The following is a 15,713-nucleotide window of genomic DNA, read 5'->3' as shown; positions in this document are numbered from 1 at the left end:
CGATGAGCCCGTCTCAGAAGAGCACCACCCCAGCCACCGCGAACGCGGGGGTAACCACCCGGCACCCGTCGCTCGACGACGGTGTGCGGCTGTGGGAAATCGCCCGAGACACGGCAGTTCTCGACCTCAATTCGACGTACGCCTACACGCTGTGGTGCCGCGACTTCGCCGACACCTCGATCGTCGCCGAGCACGACGGTGCCGTGGCCGGATTCGTCTCCGGTTATCGACGACCTGAGCGCCCGGACACGTTGTTCGTGTGGCAGGTGGCCGTCGACGCGGCCCACCGCGGCCACGGCATCGCGTCGCGAATGCTCATCGACCTGTTGGACAGTCTTGCGGTGGCGGGCGTAACACGCCTGGAGACCACGATCACCGCGTCCAACACGGCGTCTCAGGAGCTCTTCGGCTCCGTCGCGAAGCGACGCCATTCCACCCTCACGGTGCGCGATCTGTTCGCTTCGCACCACATCTCCCCCATCGAATCCGAGCCCCACGAGCCGGAGCAGCTCTACACCATCGATCCCGCCTAACGGTTCCGCCGTTCCGCGACGATCGATATCTCCACCGGCCCGTGGTCACCAGGAGGATCACATGTCCACTCTGACCGAGGAAAACGTCCGAACCGAGGACTTCCCCGCACAACGCGAGGTGAGCAGCGGGCAGGGCTTCGACGCCGATATCTTCGCTGACCGCGAGTCCCAGGTCCGCAGCTACTCCCGCTCCTGGCCCGCCGTCTTCGACAAGGCCGAGGGCGCCTGGTTGCAGGACACCGAGGGCAACCGCTACCTCGACTTCTTCGCCGGCGCGGGCGCGCTGAACTACGGCCACAACAACCCGATCCTGCGCGACGCATTGGTCGACTACATCACCAGCGGCCGGATCACCCACGGCCTCGACATGTCGACCGTGGCCAAGGGCGAGTTCCTGCAGACCTTCCAGGACAAGATCCTCACCCCGCGCGGACTCGACTACAAGGTGCAGTTCCCCGGCCCGACCGGTGCCAACACCGTGGAGGCGGCGCTGAAGCTGGCCCGCAAGGTGACCGGCCGCGAGTCGGTGGTCAACTTCACCAACGCTTTCCACGGCATGACGCTGGGCGCTCTGTCGGTGACCGGTAACTCGATGAAGCGCGCGGGCGCCGGTGTACCGCTGGTGCATTCGACCCCGATGCCCTTCGACAACTACTTCGACGGCACGGTCCCGGACTTCTCCTGGTTCGAGCGCCTGCTGGAGGATTCGGGCAGCGGTCTGAATCTGCCTGCGGCGGCGATCGTGGAGACCGTGCAGGGCGAGGGCGGCGTCAACGTCGCCCGCGCCGAGTGGCTCCGCGCACTGGCCGATCTGCTCAAGCGCCACGACATCCTGCTCATCGTCGACGATGTGCAGATGGGCTGCGGCCGCACCGGTCCGTTCTTCTCGTTCGAGGAGGCCGGGATCACCCCGGATATCGTGACCCTGTCGAAGTCGATCGGCGGCTACGGCCTGCCGATGGCGCTCACGCTGTTCAAGCCGGAGCTCGACGTGTGGCTCCCCGGTGAGCACAACGGCACCTTCCGCGGCAACAACCCCGCGTTCGTGACAGCCAAGGCCGCTATCGATGCGTACTGGTCGGATGACACCCTGGAGCACGAGACCCTGCGCAAGGGCGAGGTCATCGAGCGCCGTTTCCAGGCGCTGTGCGAGGCGTACCCGGACGACCTGACCACCCGCGGTCGCGGCCTGGTGCAGGGCCTGTCGTTCACCACCCCGGAGAAGGCGGGCGAGGCGTGCGCCGCCGCCTACCGGTTGGGCCTCCTCGCCGAGTCCTCCGGCCCGCGCGACGAGGTCGTCAAGCTGCTCCCCCCGCTCACCATCACCGACGGTGAGCTGGAGCAGGGCCTCGATCTTCTCGAGCAGGCCGTCGCGGAGGTGCTGTCGCGATGATCGTGCGCACCACCGACGAGATCACCGGCACCGATCGCGATGTGGCCGCGGGACATTGGCGCAGTAAGCGGATCGTGCTGGGCGGCGACAAGGTCGGCTTCTCGTTTCACGAGACCACGATCGAGCCGGGTACCGTCAATGAGTTCCACTACGCCAACCACGTCGAGGCCGTGTGGCTGGTGGAGGGCGAGGGAACTCTGCTCGATCGGGAGACCGGCATCGAGTACCCCCTGGCTCCCGGCACGATGTACCTGCTCGACGGTAACGAGCGGCACACCGTGACCACGCGGACCCGGATGCGCATGCTGTGCGTGTTCAATCCGCCGGTCGTCGGCACCGAGGTGCACGACGAGAACGGCGTGTACCCGCTGGTCGCTGTCCCGGAGTAGAACTTTTCCCACCGTTCCCCGCCGCTCAGTCCTCCTTGGAGTGATCGGCGGGGATCGGCGGTTCCGGCACCACCGGGTAGTTCCCGGTGAAGCCCTCCCGTTCCGCCGCTATCGCCATCACCCTGCCGCGCACCGCGTACCAGCCACCGACCAGCATCGGCACCAGTGCGATGATCGCGATCAGGTTCCAGTAGTTCTCGTAGCACATCAGGACCACGACGGCGGCGAGGAAGACGAGCGAGAGGTAGCTCGTCCACGGTGAGAGCGGTTGACGGAACGCAGGCCGGGTGACGATGCCGCGGTCCGCCCAACGGTGCAGCTGGATCTGGCAGAGCAGGATCATCGCCCAGGTTGCGATGATGCCCAGCGCGGACAGGTCCAGCGCGATGTTGAACGCCTCCTCCGGCACGAACAGATTGAGCACCACCCCGAGCAGAGTGAGCGCGCCGGTCAGCGCGATCCCGCCGAACGGCACCCCGTTGCGGTTCATCTTTCCGGTGAACTTCGGCCCACTGCCGTTGAGCGCCATGGATCGCAGGATCCGGCCCGTTGAGTAGAGTCCGGCGTTGAGGCTCGACAAGGCTGCCGTGAGCACCACCAGATTCATCACGTCACCCGCGTAGGGCACGCCGATCTTGGAGAAGAAGGTGACGAACGGGCTGGTCCCCTTGGCGAACTCGGTGTACGGCACCAGTAGCGCGAGCAGGATCAGTGAGCCCACGTAGAACACCGCGATACGCACGATCACCGAGTTGATCGCGCGCGGCATCACTTTCGCGGGCTCCGCGGTCTCCCCTGCAGCGATTCCCACGAGTTCGACGGCGGCATAAGCGAAGACGACCCCGGACACCACCAGTACCAGCGACAGGGTGCCCTGCGGGAGCAGGCCGCCGTTGTCGGAGATCACCGAGAGCCCGGTGGGTCGCCCGTCCACCTCCGCCCGGCTCGCCAGGAAGATGATGCCCACCACGAGAAACCCGACGAGGGCTGCAACTTTGATGATGGCGGCCCAGAATTCAAGCTCGCCGAAGAGCTTGACCGAGATCACGTTCATCGCCATCACGATGGCCAGCGCGATCAGCGCGATCAGCCACTGTGGCACGGATTCGAACGCGCCCCAGTAGTGCACGTACAGGGCGATCGCGGTGACGTCGACGATCGCGGTGGCGGCCCAGTTGAAGAAGTACAGCCACCCGGTGACGAAAGCGGTCTTCTCCCCGAAGAATTCGCGAGCGTATGAGACGAAGGACCCGGACGATGGCCGGTGCAGCACCAGCTCCCCCAGCGCGCGGAGGATGAAGAAGACGACGACACCGCACACCGCGTACACGAGAAAGAGTCCCGGCCCCGCATCATGGAGGCGACCGCCCGCCCCCATGAACAGGCCCGTGCCGATCGCACCGCCGATGGCGATCATTTGAATCTGTCTCGGTTTGAGACTCTTGTGGTAGCCCTCTTCCTCGTGAGCGAGGGCGGAATGGTCGTAGTCGGTCTGAGTCACGGTCCGGGACTCCCTTTCGCCGCAGTGTGGTCGACTGCGACGAACGTAGGAACAGAGTGTGACGGGCAGGGTGCCGGCGTGTTACGGGCGCACTAACGTCGGCGCCGGTGTCCGGCGACCGGTGGAGCCACGTCCCGCAGCGTGCGTTCCAGGATCCCGGCGAGCTCGCCACAGGTCCGGTATCGATCTTCGGGCCGTTTGGCCAGTGCCTTGGCGAACACAGCGGTGAGCGATCCAGGGAGCCAGCGGCGACGCTGGTCGGGCGCGGGCGGCGCCTCATGCAGGTGCGCGAAGGTGGTCGCGAGCCGGGTGGCGCGCGGAAACGGCGGCGCGCCGGTGAGCAGTTCGAAAGCGGTCGCTGCGAAACCGTACTCGTCCGTGGCAGCGGTCGCCGGGTGGCCGCGCAGGGCTTCCGGTGCCGCGTATCCGATCGAGACGTCCACCGACCCTCTGTCCGGCGGGGCGCTCGGATCGACACTGGCGAGCCCGAAATCGGTAAGAAACCCGGTGGGGCGACCGTCGCGGTGCCCGACCAGGATGTTTCCGGGTTTGACGTCCCGATGCACGATGCCGTGCCGGTGGGCGCTGTCGAGGGCGGCCGCGATGTCGATCACTATTGCGGTGATCACCGGAAGATCGGGCTCCGTGCCGGTGCGAGGCACCAGTCGGACGGCCGGGGAACCGTCGATGTATCGCAGTGCCAGCCACTCCCGTGGCGGTCCGATGACGTGACCGCTCCGGCGGGCCTCGGCGCGCCCCCGCCCGAGCACCGGGACCACGTTCGGATCACGAAACCGCCGTCCGACTTCCGCCTCGCGGTCCATCGTCGCGGCCGACGCGCCGTCTGTGATCCGTCCGACTTTGAGCGCGACTCGCTCGCCGTGGTGGTCCGCCAGGAATACCTGCGCCGCGCCTCCCTCACCGAGTCGTCGCAGCAGTGTGTGGTCCGCGAGCACGTCCCCGGGGTTCAGCACGTCCCCCAGAATAGGCACCGGCGCTGCCTCCTTCGCGTTACGTCGCGGAGTCCGCCGTGAACGCGCTGCCGCGTTCCCGGTCGAGGAAGGTCTCGGACTTGTTCCGCAGGCAGAAGATGTACACGGCCAACGAGATCGCGATGGTGATCGTCACGTAGGCGATGAACCATGGGATGTGGCCGGACTTCTTGGCCGCCTCGTAGATCAGCGGTGCGGTGCCGCCGAAGATGGAATTGGCCAGGGCGTAACCGAGGCCCACGCCCAGCGCCCGCACGTGCGACGGGAACAGCTCGGCCTTCACCAGCGCGCTGATCGAGGTGTACCCGGTGAGGATCATCCCCCTCACCCCTGATCGCGTGCGTCACGGACCTGTATCGGTGCTGCGCCGTGGAGGTACAGCTACACAATCACTGTGGCGATACGAACGAGAAGTGGACCTTTTGCGTCGTACCAGCACCATCGGACAGCTAGACCGCGAAGTTCGCAACATCCCAGTGACCACCCACTCCGTCCGGAGCCCCATGTGAGACGGACAATCACCTGCACGTGTTCCTCTGGAGCTGAGATCAGTAGTAGTCGCCGTGGCGAAAGTCCCAGCTCGGGAAGATTCCCGCGAGATTCGCCATGATCTCGTCCTGCTGCAACCCGCCGCGGATCATCGCCGGAGCCGGCGTTATCGAGCGCTGTCGACGTTGCACCGGAACGAGCTTGCCCTCGGCATCCACGAACGACACCATCACGCCCTGCTCATGGCGAGCCTCAGTGTCGGGCTGGATAGAGCGCACATATTCGTCAGCCTCAATGATCAGGTCCGCCTCGTCGCGGATCCGGTCGCCGATTCCCTCGACCACGCCCCGGTTTCCCATACCCGACGGGTTCGCCGAGCTAGCGAACATCAAGCGACGATGGTCCTCCCACAGCCGTCGCGCGATGTTCTCGGTGGGCCGGCCGAACCGGATCACGAAGCAACTCGTCTGCCGCAGGTCTGTCGCGAGATCCCGCGCCACGGAGTCCGGGAACGAGGCCAGGGCGTCGGGCCGCCAGGGCAGGATGCAGCCCAGCAGGATGTCCTGATCCCAATGAACGCGATAGAGTTCGGCCACTTCATCGTTGAGCTCCGCGAGTTCGGCGAGTTGCTCAAGGGACGAGCAGAGCACGACCCCAGGCTTGGTACGCTTGCGCTGCTTGGCGGCAAACTTCCGCTCCAGCCCCGCGCCGTCCGTGGCGGCCAGGATGTAGCCCACTTTGGTCGGACTGACGATCAGGTGTCCCTCCGAGGCGAGAAGCTCGACCGCGGCTTCCTCCGACTGCGCGTCCCAACGGGCGATCGACGTGGCATGCATCTTTCCTCGATTCCTCTTGCCGTGGTGTGGATCCGACCTTGGCCCCGATCCATACCTTAACAAAGGAACCCATATGTTGAAACATGTGTCTCATATATTGAGACTCATGCGATACGGCTGAGCATCCGCCCCGACGAAGTGAGGTGCCGATACTCCCGCCCCACCACCGCGAGCCAGGAGATGTCGGCTACCGACGGGGCATGCAGAGAGAGCCCCACCGGCTCGCTCGGGGGTGTCGAAGGGCGACTGGGGCGCAGGCGCTCGTCGATGGCGGCGGCGAGCTCCCGCGCCGCCCTGCCTGAGTCACCGGACGCCGCACAGGTCGCAAGCGCGCGAGCGAGCTCGGCCGGGACCATGGCCATCAAACCGTCCTGCACCTCGATGGCCCGGCGATATAGGCGAAAGCCGCGATCTCCGACGACGCTGCCATGCGGCGTCAGTCGAATCCCATCGTCCACATCGCACAGGTCGCGCCAGAGCCGACGCAGGTGCCGGTACTCACGGTTGCGCCGCGCGCGCTCGGAGACCCTGCCCGAGACCGGTGTCCATGCCATCGCGGACAGGCCGATCACCATCACCGAGACGGCAAGCGCCGTGAGCGGTGCGGTCGTCAATTGAAGCACCGAGACGTTGACGCCGAGGACCGCGAGCAGGATCGAGGTCGCCCGAATCGCACAGAACAGCAGGTAGGTTCGCGCACCGAAGGCCGTGATGCGCAGCCCGACTCGCACATTCGGCCGGAACGGGAGCTGCTGGCCGGCGGTGCAGTTCACCAACATCTGCCGCAGCCCGATCGACAGCACCAGGATGTACATGGTCAGGTAGCCGATGATCGCGGGGCTCAGAGCACCACCGACCGGGAACGCGCTGGCCACCTCGACCCGCCGACAATTGGCCCACAATACCGTCATCGCGATCGCGCCGACGCCCGCGACCGTGACGTAGGTCCACACGGAGGCGCGCCGGGGGCTGCCGCCGATCTCCCAGAAAGAGAACGCGATCAAAGTTGAGCCGGTCCACAGCACACCGCCCGAGACGTTGAGGATCAGCCGTGAGATGTTGGGGAGCTCCACGACTCGATCAACGAAGACGTATACCGCGGGCACGGCGAGGGTGAACGTCACGCTCTTGAAGACGAAGGCGCACAGCATCGCGATGGCACCGGTCGACCGACGCCCAACGAGCAATCGACGGACGTGCAGCGCGACTCCCAGCCAGCACATGACCGCGGCGACCACGTACATCGGCGTCCCCAGCGCCGCAAGAACGTTCTCGGCCGACGCCATGGCTAGTTGGCCGTGGCCGCGAAGGTCTCGAGGATTCGGACGACGCGCGGATCAGGTCGGACCGTCGGACAAGGTGCCGAGCGGTGCCGGTGCGCGGTCAGGCGCTGCCCGAGGATCGACGCCATCACCTCCGCCTCCAACTCCTGCCGGTCCTCGTAGGTATGACGCCCCAGAATCCTGGTAGCCGTCCCCTCGCCGGGTAGCCCCGCCGTCGACAACGCGTAGGGCTGCGACGAGACAACCATCTCGCCCACCGCGGTCGATGACGCGTGCGCCAGCATGATGTGGCCCAGTTCATGCAGGATGATGTGCTCCTGATGAAAGGGCATGGTGTTCTGCTCGAAGACGATGTAGTCGACATCGTCGGTCGAGAGCAGCAGGCCGTGTACCGCCGCGCTCTCCAGAGCAAACGGCGTCAGGCAGATCGTCCGCTGCTGATGGCGGGCGACCGCCGCCCGCAGATCCTCGACGCTGACCTGACCCGTGAGATCGAGCGAATCGACGGCGGCGGTACACGCCGACCACGCTGCGGCGACGCGGTCGCGCTCGACCCGGCGCCTACGGCGCGCCTGCAGATACGTCCTCATCGCCATCCCCCTCAATAGGCGGAAGCCCCTGGAGCTTCCGCACGTGATCGAGGACAGTGGTGACGGTCGACAGATTGTCCTCGTCGAGCCCGACGGCACGCATCGCAATCCTGCGGACACCGAGCTCGTTCAGTTGACGCTGATAGTTCTCCGCGAGCGGCACAGCCGGTTCCTGCGCGGTGAAGTACGACACCGACACCCCGAAGTGCTCTGCCAGTGCCACCAGCAGTTCGACCGACGGTCGAGCGCGCGCCCCCGAACGCAGCGCCGACAGATACGCACCGCTGACCCGCAGCTCCGGGTTCAGGTCCTTCAATGCCCGCGCAACCTCGTTGTTGGTGCACTTTCCAGATCCACTGGCGGTTGATTCGAAGAGCGAATTCAACCGATCGGCCAGCGGCGTGTGGACGGTGTCGTGCGCGGTCATGATCGCCATTGAACCACTCACCTCAGCATTCGGCCACCCCTAGCAACCCCCACGCGATGTGGCCCCTGTCACATTGACGTCGTCCACCAGTTGACTAGTATGGCTTTCGAATCAACGACTAGTTGATTCTGACCGAGCTGATTCAACGGGCAGTGCGACCGCAGGCCGGAACGGAGCCGATGTGACCACGATCGAACAACCCCTCCTCAACACGGTGGAGCACCTAGGGCTGGCCGGCAAGACCGTGCTCATCACCGGTGCGACAGCCGGAATCGGCCGAGCGGCGGTCGACCGTTTCGCCGCCGCAGGCGCCAATGTCGTCGCCACCGGACGGGCCGAGGCGGGACTCGGGGCGATCATCGAGGCGTCGCGCCAGCACCCGGCGGGGGCCGGACAAGTGCGGGTCGTGCGCTGCGACGTGGCGTGCGACGACGACGTCGCGCACGCGGTGGGCTACGCGGTGGCCGAGTTCGGTTCCCTCGACGTGGCGTTCAACAACGCCGGCACCTTCGGCCGATTCGCGCCGATTCACCAGGACGACGAGGCCAATTTCGACACCGTGATCGGGACCAACCTGCGAGGGGTCTGGTCCTGCATGCGGCACGAGGTCACTGCGATGCTCGCGAACGGTGGCGGCTCGATCGTCAACACCGCCTCGGTAGCCGCACACCTCGGGCACGCGAAGAGCGCCCTGTACTCGGCTACCAAACACGCGATCCTTGGATTGACCAAGTCCGTCGCGCTCCAATACGCGGACCAGGGCATCCGGGTCAACGTGCTCAGCCCGGGCTCCACGGACACCGAGATGCTGCGGTCGATCTACCCGGACGCGGAGACGATCAACGCGCGGAAGCGCCGAGCCCCGATGCGGCGCCTCGGCGAGCCGACCGAGCTCGCCGACGCGGCACTGTTCCTCGCCAGCCCGTTCAGCGCCTATGTGACGGGCCAGGCGCTCGTCGCCGACGGCGGCGTCATCGCCGGATCGGCCTGATCCCCACCAGACCATCTCAGCCAACGCTCGGAGAAAACATGTCGAAGACTCTGTACGAGAAGGTATTAGACCTCCACACCGTGCGCGACCTGGGTAACGACCAGGTCCAGCTGTTCGTGGGCCTGCACCTCTTCCACGAGGCAACGAGCGCCCATGCCTTCGCGATGCTGGCTGATGCCGGCGCCGCGATCGCCTTCCCCGACCGCAACATCGGCACCGTCGACCACGTCATTCCCACCGATACGATCGCGCGGCCCTTCTCGGATCCGCGGGCCGAAGCCCTCGTCTCCGCGATCGAGGACAACACCCGCCGGCACGGGCTCACGTACCTGTCCCCCGCCGACGGAGAGCACGGGATCGTGCACGTCGTCGGACCCGAACAGGGACTGACCCAGCCTGGACTCACCCTGGTATGCGGCGATTCCCACACAGCCACTCACGGGGCGCTCGGCGCAATCGCGTTCGGCATCGGCACCACGCAGGTGCGCGACGTCTTCGCGACGCAGACCGTCATCGCAACGCGCGTGCAGGTGCGCCGCATCGAGATCGACGGTTCTCTCGGCCCGGGAGTCACCGCCAAGGACGTGATCCTGCACATCATCAGCGTGCTGGGCCCACAGGCGGGCGTCGGCTACGCGTACGAGTTCGGCGGCACCGTCATCGATGCGATGTCGATCGAGGAGCGTATGACCGTGTGCAACATGGCCGTCGAAGCCGGCGCACGGATCGGATACTGCAATCCCGACCAGCGGACCTACGACTACCTTCGGGGCCGGCCGTACGCACCCACCGGCGAGGCCTGGGACCGTGCGGTGCGCTGGTGGGATTCGATCGCCTCTGATGCCGGAGCGGAGTACGCCGACATCGCGCGGATCGACGGCTCCGCCATCGCGCCCCGCGTCACCTGGGGCACCAGCCTGGGTCAGTCGGTGCCCATCACTGGAAACGTACCCGACGACGACCCGCGCGATTCCGTGCGCGCCGCCGAAGCGCTCGCCGCGCGGGAGTACATGGGAGTCATCGCGGGACAGCCCGTCCAAGACATCGCTATCGACGTCGCCTTCCTCGGCTCCTGCACCAACGGTCGGGTATCGGATTTCGTCGCCGTGGGCGACCTGCTCGAACGGAGTGGCCTCACCGTCGCCCCTGGCGTGCGTGCGCTCGCGGTGCCAGGCTCGCAGAAGGTGCACGACGAGCTCGTAGCGCTCGGAATCGACCGAACGCTGCAAGACGCCGGGTTCGAGTTCCGCGCACCCGGATGCTCGATGTGCATCGCGATCAACACCGATCGGCTCGTGGGACATGAGGTCGCGGCGTCCTCATCGAATCGCAACTTTCGCGGGCGACAAGGCTCCCCCACCGGGCGCACCCTGATCATGTCGCCGATCGCAGTCGCCGCAGCCGCCGTCCGCGGTCACGTCGCCGATCCCCGCGAGGTGTTCGGCATCGACGCGGCCACGCCCGCCCGGCAGGATGCCGGGCACCCTGAGAGGAGCCTACTGTGACCACCCGAGCCAGCGCCGTACGCGATCTCATCGTCGGCACCGCGGTCGCCATCGACGGCGACGACATCGATACGGACCGGATCATCCCGGCGCGCTATCTGAAGCTTCCGACCTTCGACACCCTGGGCGAGCACGTCTTCGAGGGCGACCGCTTGAACGCCGCGGCGCTCGGCCGAGTGCACCCGTTCGATGACGAATCCCGTGTCGGCGCACGTATCCTGCTCTCCGGGGCGAACTTCGGCTGCGGGTCGTCGCGTGAGCACGCGCCTCAGGCGCTGAACCGCTGGGGAATCGCGGCCATCATCGCCGTGAGCTACGGCGAGATCTTCCGGGACAACGCCGCGACCATCGGCCTCCCCTGCGTCACCGCTGCCCCGGAAGACATAGCCGTGCTCCGGGAGGCGGTGAACCGCGATGCCGGTACCGTCGTCCGGCTCAGCCTGGAGACGATGACCGCCACCGCCGAGGACCGGACCGTCGAGGTCGAACTGAACAGCTCGCAGCGACACCGCTTCCGCACCGGCTCCTGGGACACCCTCATCACGCTCCAGGAGGCCGCCGGCGCCGCATCCGAGGTCGCCGCGGTCCTGCCGTACCTCAACGACTTCCGGGTCGCGGTGGGCTGATGGTCACCGTCGTCCACGCACCCCGCGCCCCCGAGGTCGCCGCGCTGCTCGCGGCGCATCCGCTGGCGGATCACGTGCGGCCCGGACCGGAACCGGGCGGCACCGTGGTCCACTTCTTCGACTCCGCTCCGATCACGGCCGATGACCTCGACGCGTTCCGCCCGGCCGAGGTGATCATCGCCGGCCCAGCGACGGGAACCGTCGACCTCGCGGCGGCGCGGGCGCGCGGCGTCGCCGTTCTCGACACCCCCGGACTCGCGGCGCACTCCGTAGCCGAATACGCGCTGGGGCTGACGCTCGCGCTGATGCGCGCCCTGCCCAGCACCGACACGCAGCAATGGACGCCCCGATTCGGGTCCGAAGTCGCCGGTTCGACGCTGGGTGTGGTGGGCACGGGCGACGTCGGCCGCCGACTCACGACCCTCGCCCGCGGTCTCGGGATGACGGTTCTCGGGTGGTCGCCTCGGTCGACGGTGGCCGGACTCTCACTCGACGAGGTGCTCAGCCGCAGCGACGCCGTCTCCGTCCACCTGCGCCTGGCGGCGGAGACCGAGGGACTGATCGACGCGGACCGGCTGCGGGCGATGAAACCGACCGCGGTGCTGATCAACACCGCCCGGTCGGCGATCGTGGATAGTGTCGCACTGCGCGAGGCGCTAGCCGCGGGCACCATCGCCGGTGCCGCGATCGACGTCTTCGACGCCGAGCCGGTGCCGCCCACCGACCCGTGGTGGCGCGCCGAGAACGTGATCGTCTCGCCACACGCGGCGTGGATGACCATCCAGGCCGCAGACCGATTCCTCGATGCGGCACTGCAGTACGCCGTCCACCGGGACCGGCGCGCGGTACGCACGGTGCTCCCCGCCACAAAGATGCACGCATCATGAACGGCACAGTGCTCGTCGGAGACGACCACACGCTCGGCGGCGTCCTCGCCTCGGTGGCAGAGGACCTGGCTCGACGGGGGTACTCCGTCCGCCGGCTGGCGGCCGAGCCCGCACCGCGGCGCACCGTAGTGACGCCCGCCCAATGGCTACGCGATCATGGCGATGTCGACGTGGCCGTGATCAGTTCCCGCACCGCGCTCGGGCCCGACGTCCTGGCCGTCGCCGAGCGGCTGCGGGGAATCGTCTTCGGTTCCATCGGGACTAACGGCTGCGACCTCGACGCGGCCACTGCGCGCTCCATCGCGGTCGCCAACGGCGCCACCACCGAGAACGTCGACTCCCTGGCCGAGGCCAACGTGATGCTGATGGTGGCCTTGCTCGCGCGGTTGCAGGTCAAGACAGCGGAATTCGGCAGCCGTCCGAAGGCCTCCACCGCGGTCTCCCGCAGCCGCATGCTGCGTGACAAGACGGTCGGCTTCATCGGGTACGGCCGCATCGCGCAGGCCACCGAGCAGCGGCTCGCCGGCTGGGGCGTCGGACGCGTCCTAGCCCACACCCGGACCCCCGCTCCCCGGCGGTTCCCCGACGTCCGGTTCGTCGACCTGCCCACGCTGCTCGCAGAGGCCGATGTGATCGCGATCAACGCCCCGCTCAACGCCTCCACGGCGAACCTCGTGGACCGCGACATGCTGCGGCGGACCAAGCCCGGTGCGGTTGTGGTCAACACGGCGCGCGGCGGCATCGTCGACGAGGACGCCCTCGCCGAGCTGCTGCGGGCGGGCCACCTCGGCGGCGTCGCACTGGACACCTTCCGGGCCGAGCCCCCGTCGGCGGAGCACCCGCTAACCCGGTGCGATAACGCCATCGTCACCAACCACAACGTCGGCCACACCCGCGAGCTGTTCGACTCGCTGGTACCCACCGCGATCGGCAACGTCGCCGATCTGCTGGCCGGCCGGGTGCCGGCGCACCTCGCCAATCCCGCGGTCACAACGAGCTGGCTGCGTCGGTGGGCGCAGCCGATACCCAGCCTCCCGTAGATCAGAACCGCACTCGTCCAAGGAGTTCCGCCATGCATCTGCCTCGATTCACCGGCTCGACCGACTTCCTGACCCGCACCTCGACCGCCCTGGCCATGCAGCGCGCAAACTGCATGGACCCCGCCGGCGCACAGCAACAGGTGCTCGCCGACATCCTCGATCAGGCGACGGAAACCAGCTTCGGAGTCGACCACGCGTTGTCCTCGGTACGCACCCTCGCGGACTGGCGCGCCGCCGTCCCGGTCCGTTCCTACGACGACTTCCGCCCGTACCTCCAGCGGGCTCAGGCCGGCGAGCGGCGGGTTCTCACCACCTGTGATCCGTACGCCTTCCTCAAGACATCCGGGACATCTGGGGCGCCCAAGCTCGTACCGACCACCCGGCACTGGCGCGCCAACTACCGCGGCCCCGCGCTATAGGCGGATTCTAGGGATCGTCGCAACACCGAGCCTGGTAGGGCCCACCATACGGAAGTGCTCCGCTGAGTATTCCAGCGGAGCGCTTCTGGGATCCGCGGTGCTCGTTGCATTACGTGCACGCATTCGCATATAATCATGCCTATGACGATGACGCGCACTGAGCACCTGGCACACGACCACTCCGACCATGCCCATGGACCCGACTGCGGCCACGAGGCTATCCAGCACGGCGATCACGTGGACTACGTCCACGATGGGCACCGTCACGCTCCGCATGGTGACCACTACGACGAGCACTGATCCAAACGCCGCACGATGTCCTACGCTCGCGATACGAGCGCGGGGCATCGGTGCTAGCGAGCTGTAATGAGGTCACGCAAACGCTCGGCTGGTGTCTTCCAGCCGAGCGTTTTGCGTGGTCGGCGATTGAGTTTCTGGGCGACGAGTTCGAGGTCTTCGCGGCCGTAGGCGCTCAGGTCGGTGCCTTTCGGGAAGTACTGGCGCAGTAGTCCATTGGTGTTCTCGTTGCTTCCGCGCTGCCAGGGTGAGTGGGGATCGCAGAAGTAGACCGGAACCCCGGTGGCGACCGTGAATTGTTGGTGGGCGGCCATCTCGCAGCCCTGGTCCCAGGTCAGTGATCCCCGCAAATGTCCTGGGAGATTTCCGATCAACGAAACCAGCACGTCACGGACTTCTTCGGCGGAGTGGCCGCCAGGCAGGTGGCCGAGCATGACGTAGCGGGTGGAGCGTTCGACGAGTGTGACGATCGCGGACTCGCTGCGAGTACCGACGATCAGGTCACCTTCCCAGTGGCCTGGCACGGCTCGATCCTCGACCTCGGCGGGCCGGTCGGAGATCATCACCATCTTGTCGACGAATCGTCTGGTGCGATGTTCGGCGCGGCGGTGGGGCTTGCGGCGGGTGCGGCCCGTTCGCAAGGCCATCGCGACTTCACGGCGCAGGCCGCCCCGAGCCTGAACGTAGATCGACTGGTAGATCGTCTCGACGCTCACACGCATACTTTGCTCGTTGGGGAACTCGGTCACTAGAGAGTGACATATCTGCTCTGGGGACCACTGGTCCTGCAGTTTGTTCTCGACGTAGTCCCGCAGCGGACCGGCCTGGGCCAGTTTCGCTGGCTTCGGCCGTGACCGGCTCTTTTCCCACCTGCGGTGCGCCTGATGCGGGCGATAGGCACCGTTGACAACGCCAGCGTCGATCTCCCGTTTGATCGTCGATGCTGGCCGGCCGAGCTCCCTGCCGATGGCCCGCAGCGATGCCCCCTCGCGGCGCATGTCAGCGATAGTTTCCCGCTCGGTCAAGGTCAGAAACCGTGGATGCAGGCTCCGCTGCCTCGGTGCATCCGATTCCACTCCGACCCACGTGACCGCACCTGTCAGGTAATCGATCTTGCGTCCGTCGGGATGGATACGAGTATCGCCAATCTTGCGCACCCCTCGATCCCAGTCCCCAGCAGTGCGAACGCTGACACCGACACGCCGAGCAGCGTCCGGCCGCAGCACCCCCTCACGGCGAAGCCGGTCGTACTCGGCCCGGCCGGGATGACCACCATTGCTAGTGCTCCCACGTCCACGCAGGCCCGCCCTGCGCATCCATCCAAACGCCGTATTCACTGTCACCCCCGCCGCCCTAGCAGCGACCGACACATTGCCGTCAGACACGTCCAATTCCTTGAAGAACCTCTTCTTCACCATCGGTGAATGCACGATCCCCGCAACTCCTTGCTATCCGCGGTGTTGCGGGGATCGCTAGAACCCACGCACTCCGGGGAGGGGCCGCAGTCGTCCTACG

General features: G+C 66.8%; 17 protein-coding genes and 1 pseudogene. 10 read left to right on the top strand and 8 right to left on the bottom strand.

Annotated elements, in window-relative coordinates; translation table 11 throughout:
- Positions 1-2: 2 nt before the first annotated feature.
- From ectA to TPAU_RS07800, 3 genes are all read left to right on the top strand, one after another.
- Positions 3-533: a diaminobutyrate acetyltransferase gene (gene ectA, locus TPAU_RS07810; RefSeq protein ID WP_013126209.1), complete on the top strand. Its 531-nt coding sequence runs from the start codon at positions 3-5 to the stop codon at positions 531-533.
- Between the two features lie 61 nt (positions 534-594).
- Entirely contained in the window at positions 595-1,926 is a 1,332-nt protein-coding gene (gene ectB, locus TPAU_RS07805) for a diaminobutyrate--2-oxoglutarate transaminase (protein WP_013126208.1), read from the top strand.
- On the top strand, positions 1,923-2,315 hold the full coding sequence (locus tag TPAU_RS07800; protein ID WP_013126207.1) for an ectoine synthase: 393 nt from the start codon (positions 1,923-1,925) through the stop codon (positions 2,313-2,315). The genes ectB and TPAU_RS07800 overlap by 4 nt, the downstream gene beginning before the upstream one ends.
- A gap of 25 nt (positions 2,316-2,340) precedes the next feature.
- Here the strand turns inward: TPAU_RS07800 and TPAU_RS07795 are convergent, their stop codons facing one another.
- The 7 genes and pseudogenes from TPAU_RS07795 to TPAU_RS07765 form a co-directional block, all read right to left on the bottom strand.
- Positions 2,341-3,816 (bottom strand): amino acid permease, encoded by a 1,476-nt coding sequence (locus TPAU_RS07795; protein WP_013126206.1) that lies wholly within the window; start codon positions 3,814-3,816, stop codon positions 2,341-2,343.
- 92 nt (positions 3,817-3,908) lie between these two features.
- On the bottom strand, positions 3,909-4,790 hold the full coding sequence (locus TPAU_RS07790; protein ID WP_041944343.1) for a serine/threonine-protein kinase: 882 nt from the start codon (positions 4,788-4,790) through the stop codon (positions 3,909-3,911).
- A 37-nt stretch (positions 4,791-4,827) separates the two neighbouring features.
- A pseudogene (locus TPAU_RS07785) lies at positions 4,828-5,127 on the bottom strand (MFS transporter); the annotation flags it as partial.
- 229 nt (positions 5,128-5,356) lie between these two features.
- Positions 5,357-6,133 (bottom strand): L-threonylcarbamoyladenylate synthase, encoded by a 777-nt coding sequence (locus TPAU_RS07780; protein ID WP_013126204.1) that lies wholly within the window; start codon positions 6,131-6,133, stop codon positions 5,357-5,359.
- A 104-nt stretch (positions 6,134-6,237) separates the two neighbouring features.
- A complete protein-coding gene (locus tag TPAU_RS07775; RefSeq protein WP_013126203.1) occupies positions 6,238-7,419 on the bottom strand; it encodes an MAB_1171c family putative transporter in 1,182 nt (393 codons plus the stop codon).
- Positions 7,420-7,421: 2 nt separating this feature from the next.
- A complete protein-coding gene (locus tag TPAU_RS07770; protein ID WP_013126202.1) occupies positions 7,422-8,006 on the bottom strand; it encodes a hypothetical protein in 585 nt (194 codons plus the stop codon).
- The gene (locus TPAU_RS07765) at positions 7,978-8,433 is read right to left on the bottom strand and encodes a helix-turn-helix domain-containing protein (protein ID WP_041944844.1); all 456 of its coding nucleotides are present in this window, start codon (positions 8,431-8,433) and stop codon (positions 7,978-7,980) included. The genes TPAU_RS07770 and TPAU_RS07765 overlap by 29 nt, the downstream gene beginning before the upstream one ends.
- A gap of 181 nt (positions 8,434-8,614) precedes the next feature.
- On the opposite strand from TPAU_RS07765, the gene TPAU_RS07760 reads away from it, so the two are divergent.
- From TPAU_RS07760 to TPAU_RS07730, 7 genes are all read left to right on the top strand, one after another.
- On the top strand, positions 8,615-9,424 hold the full coding sequence (locus TPAU_RS07760; RefSeq protein WP_013126200.1) for an SDR family NAD(P)-dependent oxidoreductase: 810 nt from the start codon (positions 8,615-8,617) through the stop codon (positions 9,422-9,424).
- A 38-nt stretch (positions 9,425-9,462) separates the two neighbouring features.
- Positions 9,463-10,929 carry a 3-isopropylmalate dehydratase large subunit gene (locus TPAU_RS07755; RefSeq protein ID WP_013126199.1) on the top strand — a complete coding sequence of 489 codons (1,467 nt, stop codon included), beginning with the start codon at positions 9,463-9,465 and terminating at the stop codon, positions 10,927-10,929.
- Positions 10,926-11,555: a 3-isopropylmalate dehydratase small subunit gene (locus tag TPAU_RS07750; protein ID WP_013126198.1), complete on the top strand. Its 630-nt coding sequence runs from the start codon at positions 10,926-10,928 to the stop codon at positions 11,553-11,555. The genes TPAU_RS07755 and TPAU_RS07750 overlap by 4 nt, the downstream gene beginning before the upstream one ends.
- Complete coding sequence (locus TPAU_RS07745; RefSeq protein WP_013126197.1) at positions 11,555-12,442, top strand: NAD(P)-dependent oxidoreductase; 888 nt, start codon at positions 11,555-11,557, stop codon at positions 12,440-12,442. The genes TPAU_RS07750 and TPAU_RS07745 overlap by 1 nt, the downstream gene beginning before the upstream one ends.
- Positions 12,439-13,482, top strand: a complete 1,044-nt coding sequence (locus TPAU_RS07740; protein ID WP_013126196.1) for a 2-hydroxyacid dehydrogenase — start codon at positions 12,439-12,441, stop codon at positions 13,480-13,482. Before TPAU_RS07745 ends, TPAU_RS07740 begins: the two co-directional genes overlap by 4 nt.
- A 32-nt stretch (positions 13,483-13,514) precedes the next feature.
- On the top strand, positions 13,515-13,901 hold the full coding sequence (locus TPAU_RS07735; RefSeq protein ID WP_013126195.1) for a GH3 family acyl-acid amido synthetase: 387 nt from the start codon (positions 13,515-13,517) through the stop codon (positions 13,899-13,901).
- Positions 13,902-14,048: 147 nt separating this feature from the next.
- The gene (locus TPAU_RS07730) at positions 14,049-14,201 is read left to right on the top strand and encodes a hypothetical protein (protein ID WP_041944754.1); all 153 of its coding nucleotides are present in this window, start codon (positions 14,049-14,051) and stop codon (positions 14,199-14,201) included.
- A 53-nt stretch (positions 14,202-14,254) separates the two neighbouring features.
- On the opposite strand, the gene TPAU_RS07725 is transcribed toward TPAU_RS07730, so the two are convergent.
- On the bottom strand, positions 14,255-15,514 hold the full coding sequence (locus TPAU_RS07725; RefSeq protein WP_425358565.1) for an IS30 family transposase: 1,260 nt from the start codon (positions 15,512-15,514) through the stop codon (positions 14,255-14,257).
- Positions 15,515-15,713 lie beyond the last annotated feature (199 nt).

Source organism: Tsukamurella paurometabola DSM 20162, from assembly GCF_000092225.1.
GTDB lineage: Bacteria > Actinomycetota > Actinomycetes > Mycobacteriales > Mycobacteriaceae > Tsukamurella > Tsukamurella paurometabola.
This window is presented reverse-complemented; position numbering and strand designations above follow the sequence as displayed.